Source organism: Ochrobactrum sp. 19YEA23 (assembly GCF_029909865.1).
GTDB lineage: Bacteria > Pseudomonadota > Alphaproteobacteria > Rhizobiales > Rhizobiaceae > Brucella > Brucella gambitense.
This window is the reverse complement of record NZ_JASAMQ010000001.1, coordinates 749459-775697: the sequence shown is the minus strand read 5'-3', so window position 1 is coordinate 775697 and position 26239 is coordinate 749459. Positions and strand designations below refer to the sequence as shown.

Sequence of the window (26239 nt, the reverse complement as noted above, 5' to 3'; positions counted from 1 at the left end):
GAACACACATGTCCTTTCTGAAAAAACACGCCGTAATTGAAAAGAACGCAACGCTGCTGCTGGTTGGATCGCTGACCGTGGTGCTGATTGGCGGCATCGTGGAAATCGCGCCGCTGTTCTATCTCGAAAACACCATCGAGAAGGTGGAAGGGATGCGTCCCTATTCACCGCTCGAGCTTGCGGGGCGCAATATCTATGTGCGCGAGGGTTGCTATCTGTGCCACAGCCAGATGATCCGCCCTTTCCGTGACGAGGTGGAACGCTATGGGCATTACAGTCTTGCGGCGGAATCCATGTATGACCATTCGTTCCAGTGGGGCTCCAAGCGCACGGGGCCGGACCTCGCCCGCGTCGGTGGCCGCTATTCCAACGAATGGCATGTCCAGCACCTGATCCGCCCGCGCGATGTGGTGCCGGAATCGGTCATGCCGAGCTATGGCTTCCTGAAGGATACGCCGCTTAGCGCCAACAACATTGCCGCCGATCTCAAGGCCAATGTCGCGGTGGGCGTGCCCTACACGCAGGACATGATCGACAATGCGCTGGCCGATCTGAAGGCGCAGGCCGATCCCGAAGCCGACACATCCGGCGTCGAGGGGCGTTATCCCAAGGCCAAGCTCGGCGATTTCGACGGCAATCCTGCTGCGGTGACGGAGATGGATGCGCTTGTCGCCTATCTCCAGATGCTCGGCACGCTGGTCGATTTCTCGACCTACGATCAATCCCCCAAAGCGCGATAGGAGCTTCCCATGGATTACAACGCCATGCGCCACTTCGCCGACAGCTGGGGCCTGCTCGGCATGACGGTCTTCTTCGTTATCACCGTCTTCTATGTCTTCCGTCCCGGCAGCAAGAAGATCGCCGACGAGGTGAAAGCCATTCCGTTCAAGGATGACGCAAATGACTGATAAGCATATCGACGACGTCAGCGGTGTTTCGACCACCGGCCATGAATGGGACGGCATCCGCGAACTCGATAATCCTATGCCGCGCTGGTGGCTGTGGACCTTCTACGCCACCATCCTGTTTGCCATCGGCTACACCATCGCCTATCCGGCATGGCCGCTGATTTCCAGCTCGACTGCGGGGCTGACCCAATGGTCGAGCCGCGGCGCGTTGCAGGAAGACATGCGCCAGGTGGCGGCGGAAAAGCAGGGCATTCTCGACCAGATCAAGGCCAAGGATGTGCATGAGATTCTGGCCGATGAAAACCTGCGCCAGTTCGCCATTGCGGGCGGCGCTGCGGCTTTCCGCGTCAACTGCGTGCAGTGCCATGGCTCCGGCGCGCAGGGCGCACCCGGCTATCCGAACCTCAACGACGATGACTGGCTGTGGGGCGGCTCCATCGACGAAATCCTGACGACGATCCGTCATGGCGTTCGTTCCAAGGATGACGGGGATACCCGCACGTCCGAAATGCCCGCCTATGCCGACATTCTGGAACCGCAGCAAATCCGCGATGTGGCGGCCTATGTGGTGAGCCTGACCGGCACACCACACGACCCGTCCATGGTTCCCGCAGGCCAGAAGGTCTTCTCGGAAAACTGCGCGGTCTGCCATGGCGCAGACGCCAAGGGCAGCCGCGAATTCGGTGCACCGAACCTGACCGATGCGATCTGGTTCTACGGTTCCGGCGAAGACGCGATCATCCGTCAGGTGTCGCATCCCAAGCACGGCGTGATGCCTGCATGGGAACCGCGCCTCGGCGACACAACCGTCAAGCAGCTGGCGATATTCGTCCATTCGCTGGGCGGGGGAGAATGAAGAGAGGGGAGTAAGGCAGTAGGGGAATAGGGGAGTATGTTTTGGTTGTGAAGGCCCGCAACGTCGCCCCCCTTTTTTCATACTCCCTTACTCCCCTATTCCCCCACTCCCTTCTCCTCCCTAGGAGCATAAAATGTCAGAGCAAGTCGAACGTATCGACGTTCAGGCAGTGAATTCCCCCAAGACACGGCAGTCGCTTTACGCGGCGCGGGTCAAGATTTTTCCGAAGCGCGTTCAGGGTGAGTTCCGGCGCTTCAAATGGCTCGTCATGCTCATCACGCTGGGCATCTACTATCTGACGCCGTGGCTGCGCTGGGATCGCGGGCCTTATGCGCCGGATCAGGCTGTGCTGATCGACCTCGCCAACCGCCGCTTCTATTTCTTCTTCATCGAAATCTGGCCGCAGGAATTCTATTACGTCGCGGGTCTGCTCATCATGGCGGGCCTCGGCCTGTTTCTGGTCACATCCGTCGCGGGCCGCGCATGGTGCGGCTATACCTGCCCGCAGACGGTCTGGGTCGATCTCTATCTCGTGGTGGAACGCGCCATCGAAGGCGACCGCAACGCCCGCATGAAACTCGACAAGGGTCCATGGACCTTCGACAAGATCTGGAAGCGAGTGACGAAACATTCGCTCTGGCTCCTGATCGGCGTTCTGACCGGCGGCGCGTGGATTTTCTACTTCGCCGATGCGCCAGGCCTGCTGCTCGATTTCGTGAGCGGACAGGCAGCACCCGTCGCCTATTTCACCGTCGCTATTCTCACCGCCACCACCTATACGCTGGGCGGGCTGATGCGCGAGCAGGTCTGCACCTATATGTGCCCGTGGCCGCGCATTCAGGCCGCGATGCTCGACGAGAATTCGCTGACCGTCACCTATAATGACTGGCGCGGCGAACCGCGTTCGCGCCATGCCAAAAAGGCTATCGCCACCGGCGAATCCGTCGGCGACTGCGTGGATTGCAATGCCTGTGTGGCCGCCTGCCCGATGGGTATCGACATTCGCGACGGCCAGCAGCTGGAATGCATCACCTGCGCGCTGTGTATCGATGCGTGCAATTCGGTGATGGACAAGATCGGCAAGGCGCGCGGCCTCATTTCCTATGCGACGCTGGCCGACTACGACGCCAATATGGCGCTTGCCACCAACAACGGAACGATGCCCATCACCCCTGCCCGGGTTTACGATGCGCCCAATGTGCTTTCCGACAAGGTGCAAAACCTGTCATGGGGCAAAGTGCTGCGTCCGCGCAGCCTGTTCTACTTCATCGTCTGGGTGCTGATCGGCCTTACGCTGGTCATTTCGCTGTCGATGCGCCAGCGCATTGGCATCAATGTTCTGCACGACCGCAACCCGCAATATGTGCTTCTGTCGGATGGCTCGATCCGCAACGGTTATACGGTCAAGCTTCTCAACATGATCCCGACGCCGCGCACCTTCCGCTTGTCGATCGAAGGACTGCCCGGCGCGACCCTGACCGTGCAGGACGAAACGACAGACACAGACGGCAATTATGCCGTGCCCGTCGAACCCGACCGGCTGAAGACATTGCGTGTCTTTGTGACCTTGCCGCATAGCGCCATCTCGGACCACCGCAAGGATTACGAAATCGAAGTGCGCGACGCGGACGGCGCTGAACACGCCCGCTACAAGGCAACCTTCATGGCTCCGGAGGGACGATAATGTCGGCAGAAACCAAGACTGCATCCGCGAATTCGGCAGGCACATTCACCGGCTGGCATATGCTGGGCATTATGGTGACGTTCTTCGGGGTGATCATCGCCGTCAATGTGACGATGGCCTATCTCGCCATTCACAGCTGGAGCGGGCTGGTCGTCGCCAATTCCTATGTTGCGAGCCAGGAATTCAACGAAAAGGCCCAGACCGGCAAGGAACAGGCAGCCCTCAACTGGCAGTCGACGCCTGCCTATGCCGGGGGTGTCTTTACCTGGCGGCTCACCGACCGCGACGGCAAGCCGGTTGCAGTGACGGGCGGAACGGTGGAGTTCAAGCGTCCCGTTGGCGATGTGAACGATACCAGGGCAGCACTTGCCACCCGGGAAGCGGGCGTGCTCGGCGCAAACATTGACCTCGCCGATGGCGCATGGGTCATGGAGATCAACGCCGATGCCGGTCTGGAAGACCCCTATCGCCATATCGTCCGCGTTCTGATCAAGAACGGGAAGCTGTTATGAGCTGCTGCGTCGAGAATGCACAGATTGCGACGGTCATCCAGACCGTTTCCCCGGATGAAATGCAGCTCGCCAGCCGTGCGCTTGGCGACGGGCTGCGCCAGCTCGACCTGTCGGTGCCGGGCGTTCACTGTGGATTGTGCATCAAGACGATAGAAGAAGCGCTGGCGCAGATCGCTGGCGTTGCCTATGTGCGCGTCAACCTGACCGCGCGGCGGGTCGCGATCCGCTGGAAGGACGGCGAGACCCCACCCAATGTCGTCGATCCGCTGCGTCGCCTCGGCTATGAGGCGCATATTTTCGACATGGCGCAGGAGAAAGACCCAGCCTTCACGCGCCTGCTGATCGCCCTTGGCGTTGCGGCTTTCGCTTCCAGCAATGTCATGTTGCTTTCCGTCGCTGTCTGGTCGGGTGCGGATGCGGCAACCCGCGACCTGTTTCACTGGGTCTCCGGCCTGATCGCCCTGCCGACGCTGATCTTCTCAGGTCGCATCTTCTATGTTTCCGCATGGAACGCACTGCGCGCAAGGCGTGTGAACATGGACGTGCCGATTGCGCTGGCCATCTCGCTTGCCTTTGCGATGAGCATCTATGAGACCATGAACCATGGTCATCATGCCTATTTCGATGCCTCGGTGACGCTTCTGTTCTTCCTGCTGATAGGTCGTACGCTGGACTATATGATGCGCGCCCGTGCCCGTTCCGCCGTGCGCGGATTGGCGCAGCTTGGCAGTCGCGGTGCGGTGGTGATCGCCGACAATGGTGAGCGAAACTATCTGCCAGTCAATGAAATCCGCCCCGGTATGCGCATCATTCTGGCGGCTGGCGAGCGCGTGCCGGTTGATGCCAGAATTGAGGAAGGCCGCTCCGAACTCGATTGCGCCATTGCATCCGGCGAAAGCGATGCGGTGCCGGTCGGCCCCGGTTCGGATATTCGCGCCGGTACGCTGAACCTCTCCACGCCGCTCGTCATCCGGGCAACGGCGGAAGCCAAGGATTCCTTCCTTGCCGAAATGGTGCGCCTGATGGATGTGGCTGAAGGCGGTCGCGCCTATTATCGCCGCCTCGCCGACCGCGCTTCCGAACTCTATGTGCCGATGGTGCACACGATTGCCTTCCTCGCCTTCACAGGCTGGATGGTCTACACCGGCGGCGACTGGTACCGCTCGATCTATATCGCCATCTGCACGCTGATCATCACCTGCCCCTGCGCGCTGGCGCTGGCCGTGCCGATTGTGCAGGTGGTTGCAGCGCGCCGTCTGTTCGAGAACGGCATCATGATCAAGGACGGCTCCGCCATGGAGCGCATGGCCGAGATCGACACCGCGATATTCGACAAGACCGGTACGCTAACGCTCGGCCAGCCGCGCCTGATCGGCCTTGAAAGCGTCAATGCGCACTATCTCGAAATCGCCGCCGAACTGTCGCTCTATTCCCGCCACCCGCTGTCGCGGGCGCTGGCGCAGTTTTCCGGTCAGGGACCGATGAGCGCCTTCACACGGATCGAGGAAATTCCGGGATCGGGCATCGAGGCGGAAATCGACGGCAAACTTTATCGTCTCGGCAAATCCGAATGGGCTGGCGGCATGGCCGATGCAACCGCCGCAAACGGCCCGGAAACCTGTCTCTCCATCGACGGCATGCTGGTCGAAACCTTCCACTTCGAGGACAGCCCGCGTGAAGACGCAGCCGCCGCCATCGGCGCCCTGAAAACGGATGGGCTGAAGCTTGGCATCATCTCCGGCGACCGATTGCCAGCCGTCCGGAAGCTCGCGGATTATCTGGGTGTCGATGACTATCGCGGCGCAGTGCTGCCCGCCGACAAGTCGCAGCTCGTGCGGGAACTTTCCGGCGAAGGCCGCAAGGTGCTGATGGTTGGCGACGGCCTCAACGACGCGCCTGCCCTTGTCGCAGCTCATGTTTCCATGGCTCCGGCAACTGCTGCCGATATCGGGCGCAATGCCGCCGACTTCGTGTTTCTGCGTGAGAGCCTGGCCGCTGTGCCGCTGACCTTTGCCGTCTCGAAGGAGGCAGGCCGGCTGATCAGCCAGAATTTCGCGCTGTCCATCGGCTATAATATCATCGCCGTGCCGATTGCGATCTTCGGCTATGTCACGCCGCTGGTGGCAGCACTGTCCATGTCGCTGTCGTCCATCGTGGTTGTCAGCAATGCATTGCGGTTGAAAGCCGGGAAGCAGAAGCAGCAGGCGCAACAGCAGCGTGTCGCCCCGGTCGCCGTGGTCAAGGAAGCGCACAAATGAGCGGGCTTCTCTTTCTCATCCCCGTCGCCCTTTTGATGGGCGCGGTGGGGCTGGCCGCCTTCCTGTGGTCGCTGAAAAACGGCCAGTATGAAGACCTAGATGGCGCAGCGAACCGGATCCTGCTCGACGACGACGCTAGGCCGTCACAAGAATCGCGCGCAGATCGTTGACATTGGTGCCGGTCGGGCCCGGTATGAACAGATCGCCGATGGCGTCAAAGGCCGTCCAGGCATCGTTGTTGTTGAGGCGCGCCGCACCATCCTCGCCCGCCTTTTGCAGACGTGAAACCGTGCTGCCATCGGCAAAAGCACCGGCATTGTCTTCCGAACCGTCGATCCCGTCCGTATCGGCGGCAAGCGCATGAATATTGGCATAGCCATCAATATCGAGCGCAAAAGACAGCAGAAATTCGCTGTTGCGGCCGCCTTTGCCACCCTTGCCGCGAATAGTGACTGTGGTTTCGCCACCTGACAGAATGACAATCGGCTTCTTGAACGGACGGTCGCGTTCGACCACTTCCCGCGCAATTGCCGCATGGACATGCGCCACTTCGCGCGATTCCCCTTCCATGGCATCCGACAGGATCACCGCTTCAACGCCGTGCCGGGCAGCCTCTTTCGCCGCTGCTTCCAGCGATACGGCGGCAGATGCAATCACCCGCACTTCGTTTTGCGCGAAAACCGCATCATCCGGCTTTAGCGCATGCGCTCCTTCGCCGCGAATATGGGCAAGTGCGGCCTCCGGCAATTCCAGCCGGTAGCGTTCGATGATCTTGAGCGCGTCATCGCGGCTGGTTTGGTCCGGCACCGTCGGACCGGAGGCCACGAATGCCGGATTGTCGCCCGGAATATCCGAGACGACCAGTGAGAACACCCGCGCCGGATGAGCGGCAGCGGCAAGGCGTCCGCCCTTGATGGTCGAGAGATGCTTGCGCACGGCATTCATGGCCGAGATCGGCGCACCCGACGCCAGCAACGCCTTGTTGACGGCAATTTCGTCTTGCAGCGTCAGCCCTTCCGGGGGCGACGGCAGCAGCGCCGAGCCGCCGCCGGATATCAACGCCACCACGAGATCGTCTTCTGTCAGACCCGACACGGCTTCGAACAGGCGCCTGGATGCCACAAGTCCCGCTTCATCCGGAACCGGATGCGCCGCCTCGATAATCTCGATACGTTCGCAGGGCGTGCCATAGCCATAGCGTGTCACCACGAGGCCTTCGAGCGGGCCATCCCACGCCCTTTCAAAAGCCGCCGCCATCTGTGCAGAACCTTTGCCAGCGCCGATCACGATCGTGCGCCCCTTTGGCTTGGCGGGCAGATTGGCGCGGATAACCAGTTCGGGATCGGCAGCCGCCACGGCGGCGTCGAAAAGGCTGGTCAGGAATTTCTTCGGATCGGCAATGGCGCTTGTGGCAGTCATGAGAATCCCGGCTTCACAAATCAACGGCGGCACTATTCCCCGCGCGGCACATAAAATCAATGGAGCCGGCCATCTCCCTCCAGATAACCAGCTCCACGCTCTCCCCTCCAGAGAACCGATCAGGCCTGACGCTCAGGCAACATCGTGATTGGCCATGCGCTCCAGCGCGCGCACCAGACCGGAATGGTCGAGACCATCATCACCATGCGCCGCGCAGGAATTGAACAGTTCCTGCGCCGTGGCCGTGTTGGGCAGCGAGACACCCAGCGCCTTCGCGCCCTGAAGCGCCAGATTGAGGTCTTTCTGGTGCAGGGAGATGCGGAAACCCGGATCGAATGTCCGCTTGATCATGCGCTCTCCATGCACTTCGAGAATACGCGAGGAAGCAAAGCCGCCCATCAGCGCTTCGCGCACCTTGGCCGGATCAGCACCCGCCTTTGAGGCAAATACCAGCGCTTCGGCAACCGCTTCGATGTTGAGCGCCACGATAATCTGATTGGCGACCTTGGTGGTCTGGCCATCGCCGCAATCGCCGACCAGCGTGATATTTTTGCCCATCAGCTTGAGAAGCGGCAGCGCCGCGTCAAAGCTTGCCTGCGCACCGCCCGCCATGATGGAAAGGCTGGCATTTTTCGCACCGACCTCACCGCCGGATACCGGCGCGTCGATATATTCGGCCCCGGCAGCGCGAACTTTTTTCGCAAATTCCTTGGTTTCGATGGGCGAAATCGAACTCATGTCGATGAGCGTCTTGCCCTTGCCCAGGCCTTCCGCCGCGCCGTTTTCTCCGAAAAGGACTTCGGACACCTGCGGCGTATCCGGCAGCATGAGGATGGTCGTTTCACATTCCGCGGCCACCGCCTTGGGCGTATCGAGAACCGTCAGACCCGCATCCAGCAGGTCCTTGTGCGGCGGCTGGCTATGTTTCGAGGTGAAAAGCTGGTGGCCTGCATTTTGCAAATGCTGCGCCATCGGCTTGCCCATGATACCCAGTCCGATAAAGCCGATCTTGGCCATTCTATATCTCCCTATGCAATTTACGCGCTGAGACGCTCGGCTTCATATTGTTTGAACCAACCCAGACCTTCCTCGGTCGTTGTCTTCGGCTTGTATTCACAGCCGATCCAGCCCTTGTATCCGGCGTTCTTCAGCGCTTCGAAGACGTTCGGATAATGGATCTCGCCGGTGCCGGGCTCGTTGCGCCCCGGATTGTCGGCAAGCTGCACATGCGCGATCAGTGGCTTGTAGCGCTCATAAGTGGCGACGAGTTCGCCACGCGTGCGCTGCTGGTGATAGAGGTCATACTGGATGAACAGGTTGTTACTGCCCACCTCGTCGATGATCGAAACCGCCTGCTCCACCGTGTTCAGATAGAAACCCGGAATGTCGTAATGGTTGATCGGCTCGATCAGCAGGCGGATGCCGTGCTTTCCCAGTTCCTTCGCCGCCAGCCGCAGATTGCTGACGAAAGTCGCCCGCATTACATCCGGGTCGATGCCCTGCGGCGCGATACCGGCAAGGCAGTTGACCTGCGAACAGTTGAGCGTCGTGGCATAATCGATGGCGTCGGCCACGCCACGACGGAATTCGTCTACACGATCCGGCAGCACCGCAATGCCGCGCTCCCCGCCCGCCCAATTGCCCGCAGGCAAATTGTGCAGCACCTGCGCCAGATTGTGACGGGTCAATGCTGCTTTCAGCTCATGCCGGTTGAACTCGTAGGGGAACAGATATTCCACCCCGGTGAACCCCGCCTTGGCGGCCAGCGCGAAGCGATCCATGAACGGCGCTTCGGTGAAAAGCATGGTGAGATTGGCTGCAAATCTTGGCATGTTCAACTTCTCCAATTCTAATCCAGCAATGCCGCTATCGCAGTCGGCGCATCCTCGCCACGTTCGGCCAGTTCCTCGAACTCGACCACCTGATCAATGTCGGTTCCCATGGAAATATTGGTGACGCGTTCCAGAATGAATTCCATCACGACCGGCACCTGATGCTCCTGCATCAACGCCTTGGCCTGCTCGAAACTTTCCGCAAACTGGTTGGGACTGCGGACCCGGATCGCCTTGCAACCGAGGCCTTCCGCAACCGCCACATGGTCGACGCCATAGCCCTTCTCCGCATCACCGGACGCATTGATGTTGTCGAAGGCAAGGCTGACCTCGAAATCCATGTTGAAGCCGCGCTGCGCCTGACGGATCAGGCCGAGATAAGAATTGTTCACGACGACATGGATGTAAGGCAGTTTGTGCTGCGCGCCGACCGCCAGTTCCTCGATCATGAACTGGAAGTCATAGTCGCCCGACAGCGCCACGATGGGCCGATCCGGATCGGCAGCGCGAACACCCAGAGCCGCAGGCAAGGTCCAGCCGAGCGGGCCAGCCTGTCCGCAATTGATCCAGTTGCGCGGGCGATAGACATGCAGAAACTGCGCACCCGCAATCTGGCTGAGGCCGATGGTGGTGACATAGCAGGTGTCACGACCGAAAGCCTTATTCATCTCCTCATAAACCCGCTGGGGTTTCAGCGGCGTCTGGTCGAAATGCGTCTTGCGCAGCATGGTGCGCTTGCGGCCTTCGCATTCCTTCGCCCAACCGGACCAGTCGCGCAGCTTGCCTGCCGCTTTCCATTCGGTTGCGACGTCGAGCAACTGCTTCAACGCCTTGCCCGCATCGGACACGATGCCGAAATCCGGCGCAAAGACGCGCCCGATCTGCGTCGGTTCGATATCGACATGGATGAAGGTGCGATCCTTGCGATAGGTATCCACATTGCCGGTATGCCGGTTGGCCCAGCGATTGCCGATGCCGATGACCGCATCGGAAGCCAACAGATTGGCATTGCCATAACGGTGCGAGGTCTGGAGACCGCACATACCGGCCATCAGACGGTGATCGTCCGGGATAACACCCCAGCCCATCAGGGTCGGGAGGACCGGAATGCCGGTGATCTCGGCGAATTCGACCAGAAGATCCGACGCATCGGCATTGATGATGCCGCCGCCTGCGACAATCAACGGACGTTCCGCTGCGTTCAGCATGGCAATCGCCTTTTCGGCCTGCGCCCGCGTGGCGGCTGGCTTATAGGCTTCCATCGGCTGATAGGTGTCGATGTCGAACTCTATTTCGGCCATCTGCACGTCGATTGGCAGATCGATCAGCACCGGACCGGGACGACCCGACTTCATGATATGAAACGCCTTCTGGAAGACAAATGGCACCAGTGCCGGCTCCATGACCGTGACCGCCCATTTGGTGACAGGCGCCGCAATCTTGGCGATATCCACCGCCTGAAAATCTTCCTTGTCGAGACGCGCGCGTGGCGCCTGCCCCGTCACGCAGAGGATCGGAATGGAATCGGCAGATGCCGAATAAAGGCCGGTGATCATATCCGTGCCCGCAGGGCCGGAGGTGCCGATGCACAGGCCGATATTGCCATGCTTTGCCCGCGTATAGCCTTCGGCCATATGCGAAGCGCCCTCAACGTGACGCGCCAGGACATGGCGGATCGAACCGCGCGCTTTCATCGCCGAATAAAATGGATTGATAGCCGCGCCCGGCACGCCGAAAGCGCAATTGATCCCTTCCCTCTCCAGCACAAGCACGGCTGCATCGACTGCACGCATTCTGGCCATGGCCAATCCTCCTATGGAAACATTCTCCATTTACAAAAGCTATAATCTAAAAATGGAAATGCATACCATTATACGGAAATAAAGATTTTCAACGGAATGGAGATAATCGGCTATACCCTCTGCGCCTTTCCGACTGGCAATGGATGCGATAGTGGTAACTCTGCAGTTCAGGCGGGATTCGGAGACGGGTGATGGAACAGGCCAAAGCAAAGCGGGGCCGCAAGGCGGCGGAGAATGCCGCGCCCTCATCCGTGCAGGTTCTGGACCGCAGCCTCAAGCTTCTGGCGCTGATCGCCGATAATGACGGCTCGACCCTGACGGACCTTGCTGACGCGAGCGGCATGGCCCCTTCCACGGTGCACCGTCTGTTATCCTCGCTCGCCAATCACGGCATGGTTTCCCACGATGTGGAAACCGGCGACTGGACCATTGGCGTCAAGGCTTTCGAAATTGGCAATGCCTTTCGCCGTTTTCGCAAGCTGGGCACGCTGGCGCGCCCCTATCTGAAACAGCTTATGGAGACCAGCGGCGAGACCGCGAATATCGGCGTCGAGGACGACGGCGATGTCGTGTTCATCTCGCAGATCGAAAGTCACGCGCCGATGCGCGCCTTCTTTCGTCCGGGGCGGCGTGGACCGATCCACGCATCGGGCATCGGCAAGGCAATTCTGTCAACGTGGTCGGATGGCGAAATCGCCCGCGCCCTTTCGGGAAAAATGCTGGAGCATTTCACCCAGCGCACGCTTGATGGCCTGCCCGCACTTTTGAAAGACATTCAGGCGACGCGCATGCGCGGCTGGTCCATCGATGACGAGGAACACACGCTCGGCATGTGCTGCATCGCCGCCCCGATTTTCAACGAATATGGCGAGGGCATAGCGGGCATTTCCGTTTCCGGCCCTGCCGTGCGCCTGCCGAAGAAAAAGCTCGAAGAGCTGGGACCGCTCATCCGCGCGACCGCCGATCAACTGACCCGCGCCATTGGCGGCAAGCGGCCGGAAGAGCTTTAAAACAAAAGACCCGCAGCAGATCGCTCCGCCGCGGGCCATCCTCCTCCAGGATTGGCAGATCAGGCGAGTTCCGCCTTGAGCGGCTTGCCCGCCACATAGGTTTCGACGATTGCGCGGTCGTCACCGACCGTTTGCAGCAGGAACAGTTCCTGTTCCAGCGTCGCGCCTGCCGCCATGCGAAGGCGCATCGGCGATGTGGCGGCTGAATCCAGCACCACGATATCGGCCTCCGTGCCTTCGTCCAGCGTGCCGATCTTGTCTTCCATCGACAGCGCCCGGGCATTGCCAAGCGTCATCATGTAGAAGGACTGGAACGGGTTCAGACGCTGTTCGCGCAACTGCAAAATCTTGTAGCCCTCGTCCATGGTACGCAGCATGGAAAAGCTGGTGCCGCCGCCGACATCGGTCGCCACAGCCATGCGCACGCCCGACGCCTTCAGGCGATCCCGGTCGAACAGGCCGGAGCCGAGAAACAGGTTCGAGGTCGGGCAGAACACGGCCACCGAGCCGGTTTCCGCCATAACGCCCACTTCGCGTTCTTCCAGATGTATGGAATGGCCAAGCAGCGTCTTGTTTCCCAAAAGCCCGTAATGCTCGTAAATGCCAAGATAGTCTGGCGCATCCGGATAAAGCGATTTGGTGAAGGCTATTTCGTCGTGGTTCTCCGACAGGTGCGTCTGGATGAAGCATTCGGGATGTTCACGGGCCAGCGCCTGACTGGCTTCGAGCTGTTTCGGCGTCGAGGTAATGGCAAAGCGTGGCGTGATCACATAGTCGAGGCGGTCCTTGCCATGCCAGCGCGCGATCAGTTCCTTGCTGTCGTCGTAACCGGATTGTGCCGTGTCGCACAAAGCGGGCGGCGCGTTGCGGTCCATCATCACCTTGCCGCCCAGCATGCGCATGTTGCGATGCTGTGATGCACGGAAATAGGCGTCGACGCTCTGCGGATGCACCGAGCAATAAGCGACAGCCGTGGTGGTGCCATGGCGGATCAGCTCGTCCAGAAAGCGCTCGGCGATGAATTCCGCGTGCTGCTCATCGGCGAATTTCTGTTCGGCCACGAATGTATAGGTGTTGAGCCATTCCAGAAGATTGGCGGCATAGGACGCGACCACCTGGGTCTGCGGATAATGGATATGCGTATCGATGAAGCCCGGCAGAATCAGATGCGGACGATGATCGGCCAGTTTCACATCGCTGCCCGCTTCCGCGCTTAGCTCGGCGTAATCGCCAAGGCGCGCAATGCGTCCGTCTTCGACCAAAATGGCGCCATCTTCGATATAGCGATAGGAAGCGCTGTCATCGAGACTTTGCGGCTCATCGCGAAAGGTCAGCACGCGGCCACGGATGAGAAGTCTGGTCATTGTTACTTTGCTCCAGCAGTAGCGGATTCATACCAGGAGGCGAGAAGCTGGCGCTCCTGATCCGTTACCCCGGTGACGTTGGCAGGCGGCATGGCATGGGAGCGACCGGCCTGCAAATAGATTTCGCGCGCATGGGCGGCGATTTCCCGGTCCGTTTCAAGCGTCACGCCTTTTGGCGGCGTGATCATGCCTTCCCAGCCCGGCTGCACCGCGTGACACATGGCGCAGCGTCCCAAAACGGTATCCCGCACTTTGCCAAAGTGCGGGTCCGAAATGAAAGTTTGCTGTAAAGCGGAAACCTTCTGTTCTTCCGGCTGGCCGGTCAGAATCTTCGGCGCGGTGGAAAGCCACATGATGATGATGAACAGGATGACCGTCACCAGCCAGGTCCAGGTCGGCTTGCCTTTACGGGCATGCTGGGTGTTGAACCAATGGCGGATGGTCACGCCCATCAGGAACACCAGCGATGCGATGATCCAGTTATACTGCGTGCCGAAAGCCAGCGGATTGTGGTTCGACAGCATCAGGAACAGAACCGGCAGCGTCAGATAGTTGTTATGCGTCGAGCGCTGCTTGGCGATCTTGCCGTATTTCGGATCGGGTTTGCGACCGGCGATAAGATCGGCCACCACGATTTTCTGGTTCGGGATGATGATCATGAACACGTTGGCCGACATGATCGTCGCCGTGAAAGCGCCCAGATGCAGGAAGGCTGCGCGGCTCGTGAACAGATGCGTATAGCCCCAGGCCACGAACACCAGCACGACATAGAGCATGACCATCAGAAGCGTATCGCTCTTGCCCAGCATCAGCTTGCAGATCGTGTTATAGGCGACCCAGCCAAACGCCAGCGAGCCGATGGAAATGGCAATGGCGACCGGAACAGACACATCGAGCACATTCGGATCGATCAGGTAAAGATCAGCGCCCGTATAATAAACGATGCAGAGCAGCGTGAAGCCCGACAGCCAGGTGGCGTAGGATTCCCATTTGAACCAGGTGAGGTGTTCCGGCATTTCGGCGGGCGCAACCAGATATTTCTGGATGTGATAGAAGCCGCCGCCATGGACCTGCCATTCCTCGCCATGAGCGCCAACCGGCAAACCGGGACGCTGGCGCAGACCAAGATCAAGCGCGATGAAGTAGAACGACGAGCCGATCCACGCAATCGCGGTAATGACATGCAGCCACCGCGCTGCGAAGCCCAGCCAGTCCCAGGCTACGGCAAAATCATACATCAGGCACTCCCATTGTTCGCCCCATTGTTCGTTATCCTATTATGTGCCAAAGCTTTGCGTCCGAGGGAACGTCACAACACGACCATCACTTTCAAAAAAAACTAGACAATCGTGGAGGGGACGCATGTCTTATCTTGATAATCTGCGCGTTTTCGTGCGCGTTGTCGAATTGGGAAATCTTTCTGCCGCCGGGCGCGACCAGCGCGCCTCTCCGGCGGTTGCGAGCAATCGAATCAAGGAGTTGGAGAAGCATCTTGGGGTCCGGCTCTTCAACCGTACCACGCGCAAGCTGACGCCAACCGAGCATGGCCGCATATTCTATGATGGCGCGTTGAAAATCCTCGAAGCAGTCGATGAGGCGGAAGCAGCCGTCGCGGAACTTGCGAAAAATCCCAAGGGATCGATTCGCATCACCGCGCCTTTGGGGCTTGGCCGCAGGCTCATCGCATCGGGCATTCCGGAGTTTCACGACAAATATCCGGACATTGAAGTGCGCCTGCGACTATCTGACCACGAGATCGACATTATGAGCGAAAGCGTGGATGTCGCCTTCAAACTCGGGGTTCTGGAAAACTCCAACTTGCGCATGCGCGGCATCCTGAATTGTGAGCGCGTGATCTGCGCTGCGCCGCAATATCTTGAAAAACATGGGGTTCCGCAATCGCCGGAAGAGTTGCTGGGCAACACCCATGACTGTTTGCTGCTGCGTTTTCCGGGGTCGAAGGAATATTACTGGTCGCTTCAAACACCGGAAGGTCTTCGCAAATTCGAAGTGACCGGCCCTTATGATTCCGATGATGGCGACGTATTGACGCAATGGGCGCTGGGCGGGCGCGGCATCATCAACAAGCCGCTGTTCGAGGTGAAGGAATATCTCCGCGACGGTCGGCTGATACCGCTTCTCGAAAGCACACCACCGGCACCGATCCAGCTTGCGGCGATCTATCCGCACAAGCGTTTTCAGGACCCGAAGGTACGTCTGATCATCGATTTCATGACGGAGCGCTGCCAGCGGCTCATACGCGAAGCGCTGGCTTAAAAAAGCGGCCTGCCAAATCAGGCGGGCTGCGAGACCTTGCTTGTGGTCAAAACGGCGGTCAGCACTTCGGCCGCCGCAAGGGCTGCGATGACTTCGGGGCGTTTGTCCTTCACGACCGCGCCGCCGACCGGACAGATCAGATCTTCAAACAGATCATCGCTGCCGAACTCGCGTTTCAACCAATTTTTGAAAGTCGCCTTCTTCGTCTTCGAGCCGATCATGCCGACATAGATCGCATCGCGGCGTTGCAGCGCTTCGGCAGCGATCAGAAAATCAAGCGCGTGATCATGCGTCAGGATGATGAACGCACTGCCCGGCGGCGCGGAGCGCACCACCTGCTCCGGCATGGCCGCGAGGCAGGTTTCAACGCCCGGCGCGTCGACAGCCATCAGCTCCGCCTCGCGCGTATCCACCAGCACCACCCGCACCGGCGTGAGCGAAAGCGCATAGGCCAGCGCATCGCCGACATGGCCTGCGCCGAAGACATAGACATGCGGACGGGTGGCGATTTCCGCATCGACCTTGATGACCAGTTCATCCGCAAGGCCGCGATTGACGCGTTTGAAATTCAAGGCCACGCGCCCGCCGCAGCATTGGCCGATCTCCGGCCCCAAAGGCACATCCATCGGTGAATCGCGACCGCCAGCAAGTATTTTCCGGGCGTGGTCGATAGCCATATATTCGAGCTGGCCGCCGCCGATAGTGCGGAAGATCATATCGCGGGCGACCAGCATCCAGGCCCCGGCATCGCGAGGCGCGGAACCCTTCACATCCGTGACCTCGACCAGCACCGTGTCGTGGCGACGGTTCAGGAAAGCCCGGATATCGTCCCGCCTGCCCAGCGTGCCGCTGCTCATGGTGCTACCCCTTTTGCGCGCGTAGCCGCTCGATAGCCATCAGCACACGCTCAGGTGTGGCTGGCGCATCGAGACGCGGGCTGATCTTGTGGTCGGCAACGCTCGCAACCGCATCCGACAGTGCATAAAGCACCGACATGCCATGGGGCAGCGGCGGCTCACCCACCGCCTTCGAGCGATGGATGGTCGGTTCATAAGCTTCCGACCAGTCGGTCAGCGCCACATTGAAAATCTTGGGCCGGTCGGATGCTAGCGGGATCTTGTAGGTGGACGGCGCATGGGTGCGAAGCCGCCCCTTATTGTCCCAGACCAGTTCTTCGGTGGTGAGCCAGCCCATGCCCTGCACGAAGCCGCCTTCGATCTGGCCGATATCGATGACACGGTTGAGCGACCGTCCGGTATCGTGGAGAATATCAGTGCGTTCCACCACATATTCGCCGGTCAGCGTATCGACCGAGACTTCCGAACAGGCCGCGCCATAGGCGTAGTAATAGAAGGCATGGCCTTTGCCCTTGGCGCGATCCCAGTGGATTTTCGGCGTCTTGTAATGCCCGGCAGCAGAAAGCTGTACGCGACCGATATAGGCCTGCTTCACCAGTTCGTTGAAGCTGATTTCCTGATTGCCGACGCGGATGCGGTTGGGCAGGAAGACGACCTGATCTTCCGGCACCTGATGCTGCTCGGCAGCAAAACGGATCAGCCGCTTCTTGATCTGGCGCGCGGCGTCCTGCGCCGCCATGCCGTTGAGATCAGCACCGGACGAAGCAGCCGTCGGCGCGGTGTTCGGCACTTTGGCGGTTGTCGTTGCGGTGATCTTCACCCGGTCGAGGTCGATCTGGAATTCTTCCGCCACGACCTGCGCCACTTTGAGATGGAGCCCCTGCCCCATTTCAGTACCGCCGTGGTTCATATGCACCGAGCCGTCATTATAGACATGCACCAGCGCACCAGCCTGATTGGACACGGTCTTGGTGAAGGAAATGCCGAATTTTACCGGCGTCAACGCCATGCCGCGCTTCACAGTGCGGCTTTTGGCGTTGAATGCGCGGATAGCTTCACGCCGCGCGGCGTAATCGGCGCTCTGTTCCAGTTCGGCGACGATGCGCTGGATGATGCAATCTTCCACCTTCTGGTGATAGGGCGTGATATTGCGTGTCGCGCCCTCGGTCCCCATCGCGTCGTAAAAATTGAGCTTGCGGATATCGAGCGGGTCTTTGCCGACCGCAAAGGCCACTTCCTCGATGACGCGCTCCGCACCGACCATGCCCTGCGGGCCGCCAAAACCGCGGAAAGCGGTGTTGGACACGGTGTTGGTGTAAAGCGGCGCGGATTGCGCATGCACTGCCGGGAAGAAATAAGCGTTGTCGCAATGGAACAGCGCACGATCGCCGACCGGCCCCGAAAGGTCCGCCGAGAAACCGGCATTGAGCGCGAACATATAGTCGACGCCCAGAATATTGCCTTCGTCGTCGAAACCAACCTCGTAATCGATCATGAAATCATGACGCTTGCCGGTGGCGGTCATGTCCTCGTCGCGGTCAAGGCGGATTTTCACCGCGCGCTTGTGCTTCTTGGCGGCAATAGCGGCAATGGCGGCCCATTGATTGGCCTGCGTTTCCTTGCCGCCGAAGCCGCCGCCCATGCGGCGCACTTCCACCGTGACCGAATGGCTCGGCACGCCCAGCGCATGGGCAACCAGATGCTGCGTTTCGCTCGGTCCCTGCGTGGAGCAATAGATGGTGACGTCTTCATCCTCGCCGGGAACAGCCAGCGAAGCCTGCCCTTCCAGATAGAAATGGTCCTGACCGCCAACCATCATGCGGCCCTTCACCTTGCGCGGCGCATCATCGATGGCCTTGCGGGCGTCACCGCGATTGAGCGTCAGCGGCGTGAAGACCAGACGGTCTTTTGCGCCATCAAGGCCTGCAATGGTAAACAGGCCCGGCATTTCCTCATATTCAACCTTGGCCAGACGCGCGGCGCGGCGGGCCTGATCGCGGGTGCGGGCAATGACGGCGAAGATCGGTTGCCCGTGGAACTGTACCGTATCCACTGCGAAGATCGGATCGTCATGCATGCCGGACGGCGAGACATCGTTTTCGCCGGGAATGTCCTTATAGGTCAGCACATCGACAACGCCGGGCGCTGCACGCACGGCGGAAAGGTCGACAGACTTGATATTGGCATGGGCAACTGACGCAAGGCCGACACCGACATGCAGCGTGCCTTCGGGTTCCGGAATATCGTCGATATAGACCGCATCGCCCGTCACATGCTTATGCGCGGAATCATGCCTCTGATCGGTGGCGACACCACCTTTGATAGCGGCGGCTTTGATCGTGCTTGCAGGATGTTTGTTCATGCCTGCCTCCTTCAAACCGCTTCGATATGCTGAGCGCGCAAGGGTTTGGCTTGCCCTTGCGTTTCGTCATAGAAACGGCGCAACAAATTCTTCGAGACCATCAGGCGATAATCCGCCGTGGCGCGCATATCGCTGAGCGGCTGGTAATCCTGCTCATAGGCACCGATTGCGGCCTCCACTGTTTCTTCGGTCCATGGCTGGCCCAAAAGTGCCGCCTCAACCGCAAAGGCGCGTTTCGGCGTCGCCGCCATGCCGCCATAGGCGATCCGGATGGAAGCGACCTTGCCTGCCGCGTCGAGCGTCATGTGGAATGCACCCAGCGCTGCGGTGATATCTTCCTCAAAACGCTTGGACACTTTGTAGATCGCAAATTGGTTGTCTTCCGCCGGGATCGGCACATGCACCGCCTCAACGAATTCGCCGGGCTGACGGTCCTGCTTGCCATAGGCGATGAAGAAATCTTCAAGCGAAATGGTGCGGCGGATATCGCCCTTGCGCAGGGTCAGACGCGCATTGAGTGCAATCAGCGGCGGCGGCGTGTCGCCAATCGGCGAGCCATTGGCGATATTGCCGCCGATGGTGCCCATATTGCGCACCTGCTCGCCACCGATGCGGTTGATGAGACCGCTGAGCTGCGGAATGCTTTTGGCGAGGAAGGAGAAGGCTTCCGTATAGGTCACGCCCGCGCCAATGGTGACGACGTTGTTGTCCTCGGAAATAGAACGCAACTCCGTGAGATGGCCGATAAAGACGACCGGCGAAATATCCCGCATCATCTTCGTGACCCACAGGCCCACATCGGTAGAACCGGCCACCACGGTCGCCTTCGGCTCATCGGCCAGCAGGGTTGCGAAATCGTCGAGATCGGCAGGCACAACCAGACGGTCCTTGCCCTCGCCCACTTCAACGCGCGAACCGTCGCGCATGGCTTTCAACTGTTCGACCACATGAGCGCGTTCTGCCGCCAGCGGATCTTCCGTCGTGTTGCCGTAATCGGAAATGGCGCGGGCAGCGCGAATGATCGCCTCGTAACCGGTGCAGCGGCAGAGATTGCCTTGCAGCGCCTTTTCAATCACCGGATCGGCGGGCTTGGGATTGCGCATCCACAGCCCGTAAAGCGACATGACGAAGCCCGGCGTACAAAAGCCGCACTGCGACCCGTGAAAATCGATCATCGCCTTTTGCACCGGATGCAGACCACCATCGGCCCCGCGCAGATGCTCGACCGTCACGACATGGCAACCATCCAGCGAGCCGACGAAGCGAATGCAGGCATTCACGCTTTCATAGACCAGCTCGCTGCCCACGATCTTGCCAACCAGCACCGTGCAAGCGCCGCAATCGCCTTCGGCGCAGCCTTCCTTGGTGCCGCGCAGCTTGCAGGCCAGACGCAGATAATCGAGAAGCGTTTCCGTTGGCGAAACCCGGTCGAGCTCAACCCGCTCGCCATTGAGAAGAAAACATATTCTGTTTCTCACAGACTGAACCATCCTGCTCAGCTCCCGCGATAGGTCGAATAGGAAAAAGGCGAAACCAGAAGCGGCACATGATAATGCGCCTTTTCATCGGAAACACCAAAGCGCAACGGCACGACGTCAAGGAACGGCACGCCGTCTTCGTCCTTGCCGAAATATTCGCCGACATGAAAAAGGAGTTCATAGGAACCGCGTTGCAGGTCGCCATTGGTCAGCAGCGGCTCGCCACTGCGCCCGTCCTGATTGGTGCGGATTTCCTTGATGCTGTGCGGCGCGTGATTCTCGATCCGGCGCAGTTCGATACGCAATCCAGCAGCCGGTTTGCCGCTGACCGTATCGAGAACATGGGTCGTCAATCGACCTGTTCTGCCCTCGTCGCCGTGATGTCCCTGACCCATTTGCACTCCTGACCCCTTGCGCGATTCTCCGGCCCATGAACCTTGTCCATGAAACGGATCCGCTGCAAGTCGCTGATTTCACTCGGTTTGCCAGTACCGTTTTTGCTATCAAAGCACATTTATATGGCAGACCGGCGGCGTTCCCGCTTTTGTTCCCATCGTGAAGTATTCCGCCTTATTCGGCATTAAGAAAGAGCTTTCTCATTGGATGTCTTTCAAAATTTTGAAGGGGAATTCACACCGCAAATCTTTATTATCATGGGCAAAACCAAAGCGTGATCCGCATGCCGTTGAACGGTTTTCGGGGTGCGCTGGCACTGACATCAAGGGGATATGGCATGAGTTACCCACGCAATCTGATCGGCTATGGCCGGAACACACCTGATCCGCGCTGGCCCGGCGGGGCCAATATAGCCGTCCAGTTCGTGGTCAATTATGAAGAAGGCGCCGAGAACTGCATTCTCGACGGCGACGCGGCGTCCGAGTGCCTGTTGTCCGAAATCGTCGGCGGGCAGGCCTGGAACGGCCAGCGCAACCTGAACATGGAATCCATCTACGAATATGGCGCGCGTTCCGGCTTCTGGCGTCTCTGGCGCGCCTTCACGCGACGCAACATGCCCGTCACGGTCTATGGCGTGACGCTGGCCATGGCGCGCAATCCCGAAGCCGTCGCCGCCATGAAGGAAGCGGATTGGGAAATCGCCAGCCACGGCTTGCGCTGGTGGGAATATAAGGACGTGCCGGAAGAGGTGGAACGCGAGCATATTCGCGAAGCCGTGCGCCTGCACACCGAAGTCACCGGCTCGCGCCCGCTTGGCATTTATCAGGGCAAGCCGTCCGACAACACGCTGAAACTGGTGATGGAAGAAGGCGGCTTTGTCTATTCCGCCGATTCCTATGCCGATGAGCTGCCCTATTGGGTCAAAGGCCCCAAAGGTCCGCATCTGATCGTGCCCTATACGCTCGACGCCAACGATATGCGTTTTGCAACGCCGCAAGGCTTCAATTCCGGCGACCAGTTCTACACCTATCTGAAAGACGCCTTCGACGTGCTCTACCGCGAAGGCGCGGAAGGTGCACCCAAGATGCTGTCCATCGGCCTGCATTGCCGTCTGGTCGGACGTCCGGGTCGCGCAGCAGCACTTGAACGTTTCCTCGATTATGTCCAGAGCCATGACAAGGTCTGGGTCGCCAAGCGTATCGACATTGCCAATCACTGGCACGAACACCACAAGCCGAAAGTGGTCGACGTGGTGCCATCGAAGGCCAGCAAGGCCGATTTCGTGGCCCGCTATGGCAGCATTTTCGAGCATTCGCCGTGGATTGCCGAGCGCGCCTATGATGCTGGCTTCGCCGCCGCCGAGGACACAGCCTCCGGTCTTGCCGGTGCGATGACGAAAATCTTCCGCGCGGCCTCGCCCGAAGAGCGGCTTGGCGTTTTGAACGCCCACCCGGATCTCGCCGGCAAGCTGGCGCAGGCCAAGCGCCTGACCGCAGAATCCACAGCCGAACAGGCTGGTGCCGGTCTGGACGCGCTGACCGACGCGGAAAAGCAGACATTCACCCAACTGAACGATGCCTATACGCAGAAATTCGGCTTTCCCTTCATCATCGCCGTGAAGGGGCGCAACAAACAGGAAATCCTCGACACGTTCCAGCGCCGCGTCGCCAATGACCGCGAGACCGAGTTCGCCACCGCTTGCGCGCAAGTCGAGCGCATCGCGCTCTTGCGACTGAAGGACATCCTTCCAGAAGCGCTTTACTAAAAACACTCTACTGACCAGGGAAGTACCAATGACCCGCACTTATTTCGCACCGACTGGCGGATTGCCGCCGCAGACGCAGCTTCTGACCGACCGCGCCATGTTCACGGAAGCCTATGCCGTCATTCCGAAAGGCACGTTCAGCGATATCGTCACCAGCTTCCTGCCTTTCTGGGAAAAGACCAGATTGTGGGTGATCGCGCGTCCGATGTCCGGTTTTGCCGAGACTTTCTCGCAATATATCATGGAAGTGCAGCCGGGCGGCGGCAGCGACCGCGCCGAACTTGACGACCGCGCCGAGGGCGTTCTGTTCGTGGTCGAAGGCGAAGTGACTGTCACCATTGCAGGCAAGACCCATACGCTCACCGAAGGCGGCTATGCCTATCTGCCGCCGAAAAGCGGCTGGAGCCTGCGCAACGCGGCCAGCAAGACCGCGCGTTTCCACTGGGTCCGCAAGGCCTATGAATATGTGGACGGGCTTGATGTGCCGGAGCCGCTGTTCCTCAACGAAAACGACATCGCACCCTCGCCCATGCCCGATACCAATGGCGTCTGGGCGACGACGCGCTTTGTCGATCCGAACGATCTGCGCCACGACATGCATGTCACCATCGTCACCCTTGAACCGGGCGGCGTGATCCCCTTTGCCGAAACCCATGTCATGGAGCACGGCCTCTATGTGCTGGAAGGCAAGGCGGTCTACCGGCTCAATCAGGATTGGGTGGAAGTGGAAGCCGGTGACTTCATGTGGCTGCGCGCTTTCTGCCCGCAGGCTTGCTATGCAGGCGGTCCGGGCAAGTTCCGCTATCTGCTTTACAAGGACGTGAACCGCCACATGAAACTGACGCGATAGACTGTCGTTTCAACAGGGTATCCGGCCAGCGAGCGCCGGATACCTGCCGGATACAACTGCTGTCCCGCAACTTTCAAGCAAACGTTGCAGCCAAGACTATATTAGACTTCGATAACCTTTTGCGATTATTCGCAGAAACAAGATATTTTGACGGGAATGTAGTTGAACGCACAGCTGAATTGTGCTCAATAAAATTTCAAAGCCGCCTCTTTTGAGTAGCAGGCTTCGGATGATTGTTTTTTAGAGAGAAATTTATTTATGAAAAACCATCGCGCGCTCGGCCTTGCTTGCACGCTGGCAGCACTTCTCGCAACGCCTGCCTTTGCAGCCCCCCTTCCGGGCGGCGCAAGCACCTTGCAGGAAACCTATCAGGACTGGACCGTCTCCTGTCAGACGCAGAAGGATGCGTCCGCCTGTGCTATCCGTCAGGAGCAGAACAGTTCCCAGACTGGCCAGCGCGTCTTGACTGTCGAGCTGCGCAATGTGGCGGGCGGTAAGGTCGACGGTGTTATCCTGATGCCATTCGGTCTTGATCTGGCCAAAGGCGCGACCCTCAAGATCGATGATGCAGTTGGTCCAACGCTCGCATTCTCCACCTGCCTTCCGCAAGGCTGCCTTGCACCGATCAGCTTCGAACTAAAACAGGTTGCAGCCATCAAGGCGGGCGCCAATATTAACGTGACGGCAACGGCGCTCAGCCCAAGCCAGCCGGTTGCCTTCAAGATTTCCCTGAAGGGTTTTGGCAGCGCGCTTGATCGTATCAGCAATCTGACGAAGTAATCGCGGAAGCGAATGCGGATACGGTATGATATCCGCAGCATGCAACTATGCCGTACGACCTTCTGGCCGTACGGCATTTTTGTTTTATGCAAGCGTTCTGGAAATATGGGCCAGATGTCTACGCCAGCGCAAAGTCATCATCACGGCAACGATACCAAGCCCGGCGGCAAGGCCAAGCCAGATGCCCTGACCGCCCATGCCGACCTTGAAGGCCAGCAGCGCGCCAAGCGGCAGGCCCACGCCCCAATAGCCAAGCAATGCCAGAAACATCGGAACACGGGTGTCGCGCATGCCACGCAACATGCCTGCAGCAACCGCTTGCGCACCGTCTACCGTCTGGAACAGAGCGGCCAGCGCAAGGAAGCTGACGGCCAGCTCCATGACGGCCAGATTTTCCGGATCGTGCAGATCGAGAAACACGCCGATGAACAGGCGCGGGATCAGAACCATCAGGAGACCCATGATCATCATAAAGCCAACGCCCAGCGCATAGGCGCTCCAGCCCGCATAAGCGACGGCCTTGGGATTGCCCGCACCATAAGCGCGCCCGACGCGCACGGTCGCCACCTGCCCGAAACCGAGCGGCACCATGAAGCTGAGCGATGCGATCTGGATCGCCACCGCGTGGGCCGCCATGGCGGTCGCACTGATCCGGCCCATCATGACGACAGCCGCATAGAAGATGGAGGTTTCGAACACGAAGGTCAGCGCCATCGGAAAACCGATGCGCCATAGTTCGCGCAGGCGCGGCCAGTCCGGACGCCAGAAGCGACCAAACAGGTGATAACGGCGGAAGCGGCGATGACGCAGCGTGATCACCGCCATGCCAAGAAACATCATCAGGCTGGAAAGCGTGGTGGCAATACCAGCGCCATGCAGTTCCATACGCGGAAATCCGAAATGACCGAAAATCAGTGTCCATCCGGCCAGCGCGTTGAAGCCGATCGCAGCACCCGCAATCAGCAATGTCCACATGGGCTTTTCCATCGCGGCGAAGAACGAGCGCAACACGATGTAGAACAGATAGGGCAACAGCGCCCATTGCAGCGTGTGCATGAAGTCGGTCGAGCGCGCAGCGATATCCGGCTGCTGTCCGAGGAACAGGAATATCTCCTCGCAATGCCACAGCACGACCCAGATCGGCATCGAGATGATGATCGCCGTCCAGAACCCTTGACGGACCGTGCGGCGCACATCGCGCACCGAATGGCGGTTCCTGCCAAGCGCGATGGCGATCATCGGCATGACAGCCGAGACCAGTCCCATCGAGAAGATGACCAGCGTGTGGTAGAAGCTCGTGGCCAGAAGTGCCGAGGCAAGCGTATCCTTGCCCAGACGCCCGATGAAAATCACGTCGGTGGCCGTCAATGCGGCTTGCGAAACATTGGTCAGGATCAGCGGCCAGCCGAGTTTCAGCGCCGCGGAAAGTTCTCTGCCCCAGCGCTGTACGCTGTTTTGATGGGGCTCATGAAAGCCCACATTGGTTGTACTGCTCACATTCCACTCCCCTGAATCACCCCGGGAGCCGTCACTCCGCCGGATGATTCAAAACCTGAAAACCACGCGCCGAGACATCAAAGACTCAGAGACCGGGTCAATCTGAGGAGAGTGGCGTCGCGTTACGATCATCGACCGTCCCATGCCGGCTAAGAGCCGCGCGTTGCTTTTCAAAAACAACGGCGCCCCAGCTTTTCGGGTTGCTCAATTTCAATGGGGAACGTTTTGCATGTTCCTGAAATTGATCCGGAGCCAAGCGGGCTGCGCATCGATATGCACAATTTAGCAGCATATGGATATCAGACTTGCTTAAAAGAGCAACACATCTTGAG

The 26239-nt window shown here is 59.4% G+C and carries 23 protein-coding genes; 12 read left to right on the top strand and 11 right to left on the bottom strand.

The window, feature by feature from the left end; translation table 11 throughout:
- Positions 1-8 precede the first annotated feature (8 nt).
- The 7 genes from ccoO to ccoS all read left to right on the top strand — a co-directional run bounded on the left by ccoO (position 9) and on the right by ccoS (position 6388).
- Entirely contained in the window at positions 9-740 is a 732-nt protein-coding gene (gene ccoO, locus QBD01_RS03470) for a cytochrome-c oxidase, cbb3-type subunit II (RefSeq protein ID WP_280991615.1), read from the top strand.
- A gap of 9 nt (positions 741-749) precedes the next feature.
- On the top strand, positions 750-908 hold the full coding sequence (locus QBD01_RS03465; RefSeq protein WP_078337972.1) for a cbb3-type cytochrome c oxidase subunit 3: 159 nt from the start codon (positions 750-752) through the stop codon (positions 906-908).
- Positions 901-1764, top strand: a complete 864-nt coding sequence (ccoP, locus tag QBD01_RS03460; protein WP_280991614.1) for a cytochrome-c oxidase, cbb3-type subunit III — start codon at positions 901-903, stop codon at positions 1762-1764. The genes QBD01_RS03465 and ccoP overlap by 8 nt, the downstream gene beginning before the upstream one ends.
- Positions 1765-1897: 133 nt before the next feature.
- Positions 1898-3448: a cytochrome c oxidase accessory protein CcoG gene (ccoG, locus tag QBD01_RS03455; protein ID WP_280991613.1), complete on the top strand. Its 1551-nt coding sequence runs from the start codon at positions 1898-1900 to the stop codon at positions 3446-3448.
- Complete coding sequence (locus tag QBD01_RS03450; protein WP_151588767.1) at positions 3448-3960, top strand: FixH family protein; 513 nt, start codon at positions 3448-3450, stop codon at positions 3958-3960. Before ccoG ends, QBD01_RS03450 begins: the two co-directional genes overlap by 1 nt.
- Positions 3957-6218, top strand: a complete 2262-nt coding sequence (locus QBD01_RS03445; RefSeq protein ID WP_280991612.1) for a cation-translocating P-type ATPase — start codon at positions 3957-3959, stop codon at positions 6216-6218. Before QBD01_RS03450 ends, QBD01_RS03445 begins: the two co-directional genes overlap by 4 nt.
- On the top strand, positions 6215-6388 hold the full coding sequence (gene ccoS / locus QBD01_RS03440; protein WP_280991611.1) for a cbb3-type cytochrome oxidase assembly protein CcoS: 174 nt from the start codon (positions 6215-6217) through the stop codon (positions 6386-6388). Before QBD01_RS03445 ends, ccoS begins: the two co-directional genes overlap by 4 nt.
- Here ccoS and QBD01_RS03435 read toward each other — a convergent pair.
- The 4 genes from QBD01_RS03435 to gcl form a co-directional block, all read right to left on the bottom strand.
- Entirely contained in the window at positions 6354-7637 is a 1284-nt protein-coding gene (locus tag QBD01_RS03435) for a glycerate kinase (protein WP_280991610.1), read from the bottom strand. The genes ccoS and QBD01_RS03435 overlap by 35 nt on opposite strands.
- Positions 7638-7769: 132 nt before the next feature.
- Positions 7770-8654, bottom strand: coding sequence for a 2-hydroxy-3-oxopropionate reductase (locus tag QBD01_RS03430; protein WP_280991609.1), 885 nt, complete (start codon positions 8652-8654; stop codon positions 7770-7772).
- Between the two features lie 20 nt (positions 8655-8674).
- Positions 8675-9469 carry a hydroxypyruvate isomerase gene (gene hyi / locus QBD01_RS03425; RefSeq protein ID WP_280991608.1) on the bottom strand — a complete coding sequence of 265 codons (795 nt, stop codon included), beginning with the start codon at positions 9467-9469 and terminating at the stop codon, positions 8675-8677.
- Between the two features lie 17 nt (positions 9470-9486).
- On the bottom strand, positions 9487-11271 hold the full coding sequence (gene gcl, locus QBD01_RS03420; protein WP_280991607.1) for a glyoxylate carboligase: 1785 nt from the start codon (positions 11269-11271) through the stop codon (positions 9487-9489).
- 191 nt (positions 11272-11462) lie between these two features.
- On the opposite strand from gcl, the gene QBD01_RS03415 reads away from it, so the two are divergent.
- Positions 11463-12281, top strand: coding sequence for an IclR family transcriptional regulator (locus QBD01_RS03415; RefSeq protein ID WP_280991606.1), 819 nt, complete (start codon positions 11463-11465; stop codon positions 12279-12281).
- Positions 12282-12340: 59 nt separating this feature from the next.
- Here the strand turns inward: QBD01_RS03415 and guaD are convergent, their stop codons facing one another.
- Both guaD and QBD01_RS03405 read right to left on the bottom strand, forming a co-directional pair.
- The gene (gene guaD / locus QBD01_RS03410; protein ID WP_280991605.1) at positions 12341-13645 is read right to left on the bottom strand and encodes a guanine deaminase; all 1305 of its coding nucleotides are present in this window, start codon (positions 13643-13645) and stop codon (positions 12341-12343) included.
- Between the two features lie 2 nt (positions 13646-13647).
- Positions 13648-14883: a urate hydroxylase PuuD gene (locus tag QBD01_RS03405; RefSeq protein ID WP_280991604.1), complete on the bottom strand. Its 1236-nt coding sequence runs from the start codon at positions 14881-14883 to the stop codon at positions 13648-13650.
- Positions 14884-15007: 124 nt separating this feature from the next.
- Here QBD01_RS03405 and QBD01_RS03400 point away from each other — a divergent pair, with 124 nt between their 5' ends.
- Positions 15008-15922, top strand: a complete 915-nt coding sequence (locus QBD01_RS03400; RefSeq protein ID WP_182519343.1) for a LysR family transcriptional regulator — start codon at positions 15008-15010, stop codon at positions 15920-15922.
- Between the two features lie 17 nt (positions 15923-15939).
- Here the strand turns inward: QBD01_RS03400 and xdhC are convergent, their stop codons facing one another.
- The 4 genes from xdhC to uraH are packed head-to-tail and all read right to left on the bottom strand — an operon-like array spanning position 15940 to position 21014.
- The gene (gene xdhC, locus QBD01_RS03395) at positions 15940-16779 is read right to left on the bottom strand and encodes a xanthine dehydrogenase accessory protein XdhC (RefSeq protein ID WP_280991603.1); all 840 of its coding nucleotides are present in this window, start codon (positions 16777-16779) and stop codon (positions 15940-15942) included.
- 4 nt (positions 16780-16783) lie between these two features.
- Positions 16784-19141, bottom strand: coding sequence for a xanthine dehydrogenase molybdopterin binding subunit (xdhB, locus tag QBD01_RS03390; protein WP_280991602.1), 2358 nt, complete (start codon positions 19139-19141; stop codon positions 16784-16786).
- Between the two features lie 11 nt (positions 19142-19152).
- Positions 19153-20631: a xanthine dehydrogenase small subunit gene (xdhA, locus tag QBD01_RS03385; RefSeq protein WP_280991601.1), complete on the bottom strand. Its 1479-nt coding sequence runs from the start codon at positions 20629-20631 to the stop codon at positions 19153-19155.
- A gap of 5 nt (positions 20632-20636) precedes the next feature.
- Complete coding sequence (uraH, locus tag QBD01_RS03380; protein ID WP_280991600.1) at positions 20637-21014, bottom strand: hydroxyisourate hydrolase; 378 nt, start codon at positions 21012-21014, stop codon at positions 20637-20639.
- Between the two features lie 338 nt (positions 21015-21352).
- Between uraH and puuE the strand changes: the two genes are divergently transcribed.
- The 3 genes from puuE (at position 21353) to QBD01_RS03365 (ending at position 24410) form a co-directional block, all read left to right on the top strand.
- Positions 21353-22780 carry an allantoinase PuuE gene (gene puuE, locus QBD01_RS03375; RefSeq protein ID WP_280991599.1) on the top strand — a complete coding sequence of 476 codons (1428 nt, stop codon included), beginning with the start codon at positions 21353-21355 and terminating at the stop codon, positions 22778-22780.
- A gap of 28 nt (positions 22781-22808) precedes the next feature.
- Entirely contained in the window at positions 22809-23630 is an 822-nt protein-coding gene (locus QBD01_RS03370; protein WP_280991598.1) for a bifunctional allantoicase/(S)-ureidoglycine aminohydrolase, read from the top strand.
- A gap of 258 nt (positions 23631-23888) precedes the next feature.
- A complete protein-coding gene (locus QBD01_RS03365; RefSeq protein ID WP_280991597.1) occupies positions 23889-24410 on the top strand; it encodes an invasion associated locus B family protein in 522 nt (173 codons plus the stop codon).
- Between the two features lie 84 nt (positions 24411-24494).
- Here the strand turns inward: QBD01_RS03365 and QBD01_RS03360 are convergent, their stop codons facing one another.
- Positions 24495-25907, bottom strand: coding sequence for an MATE family efflux transporter (locus tag QBD01_RS03360; protein ID WP_280991596.1), 1413 nt, complete (start codon positions 25905-25907; stop codon positions 24495-24497).
- Positions 25908-26239: the final 332 nt, after the last annotated feature.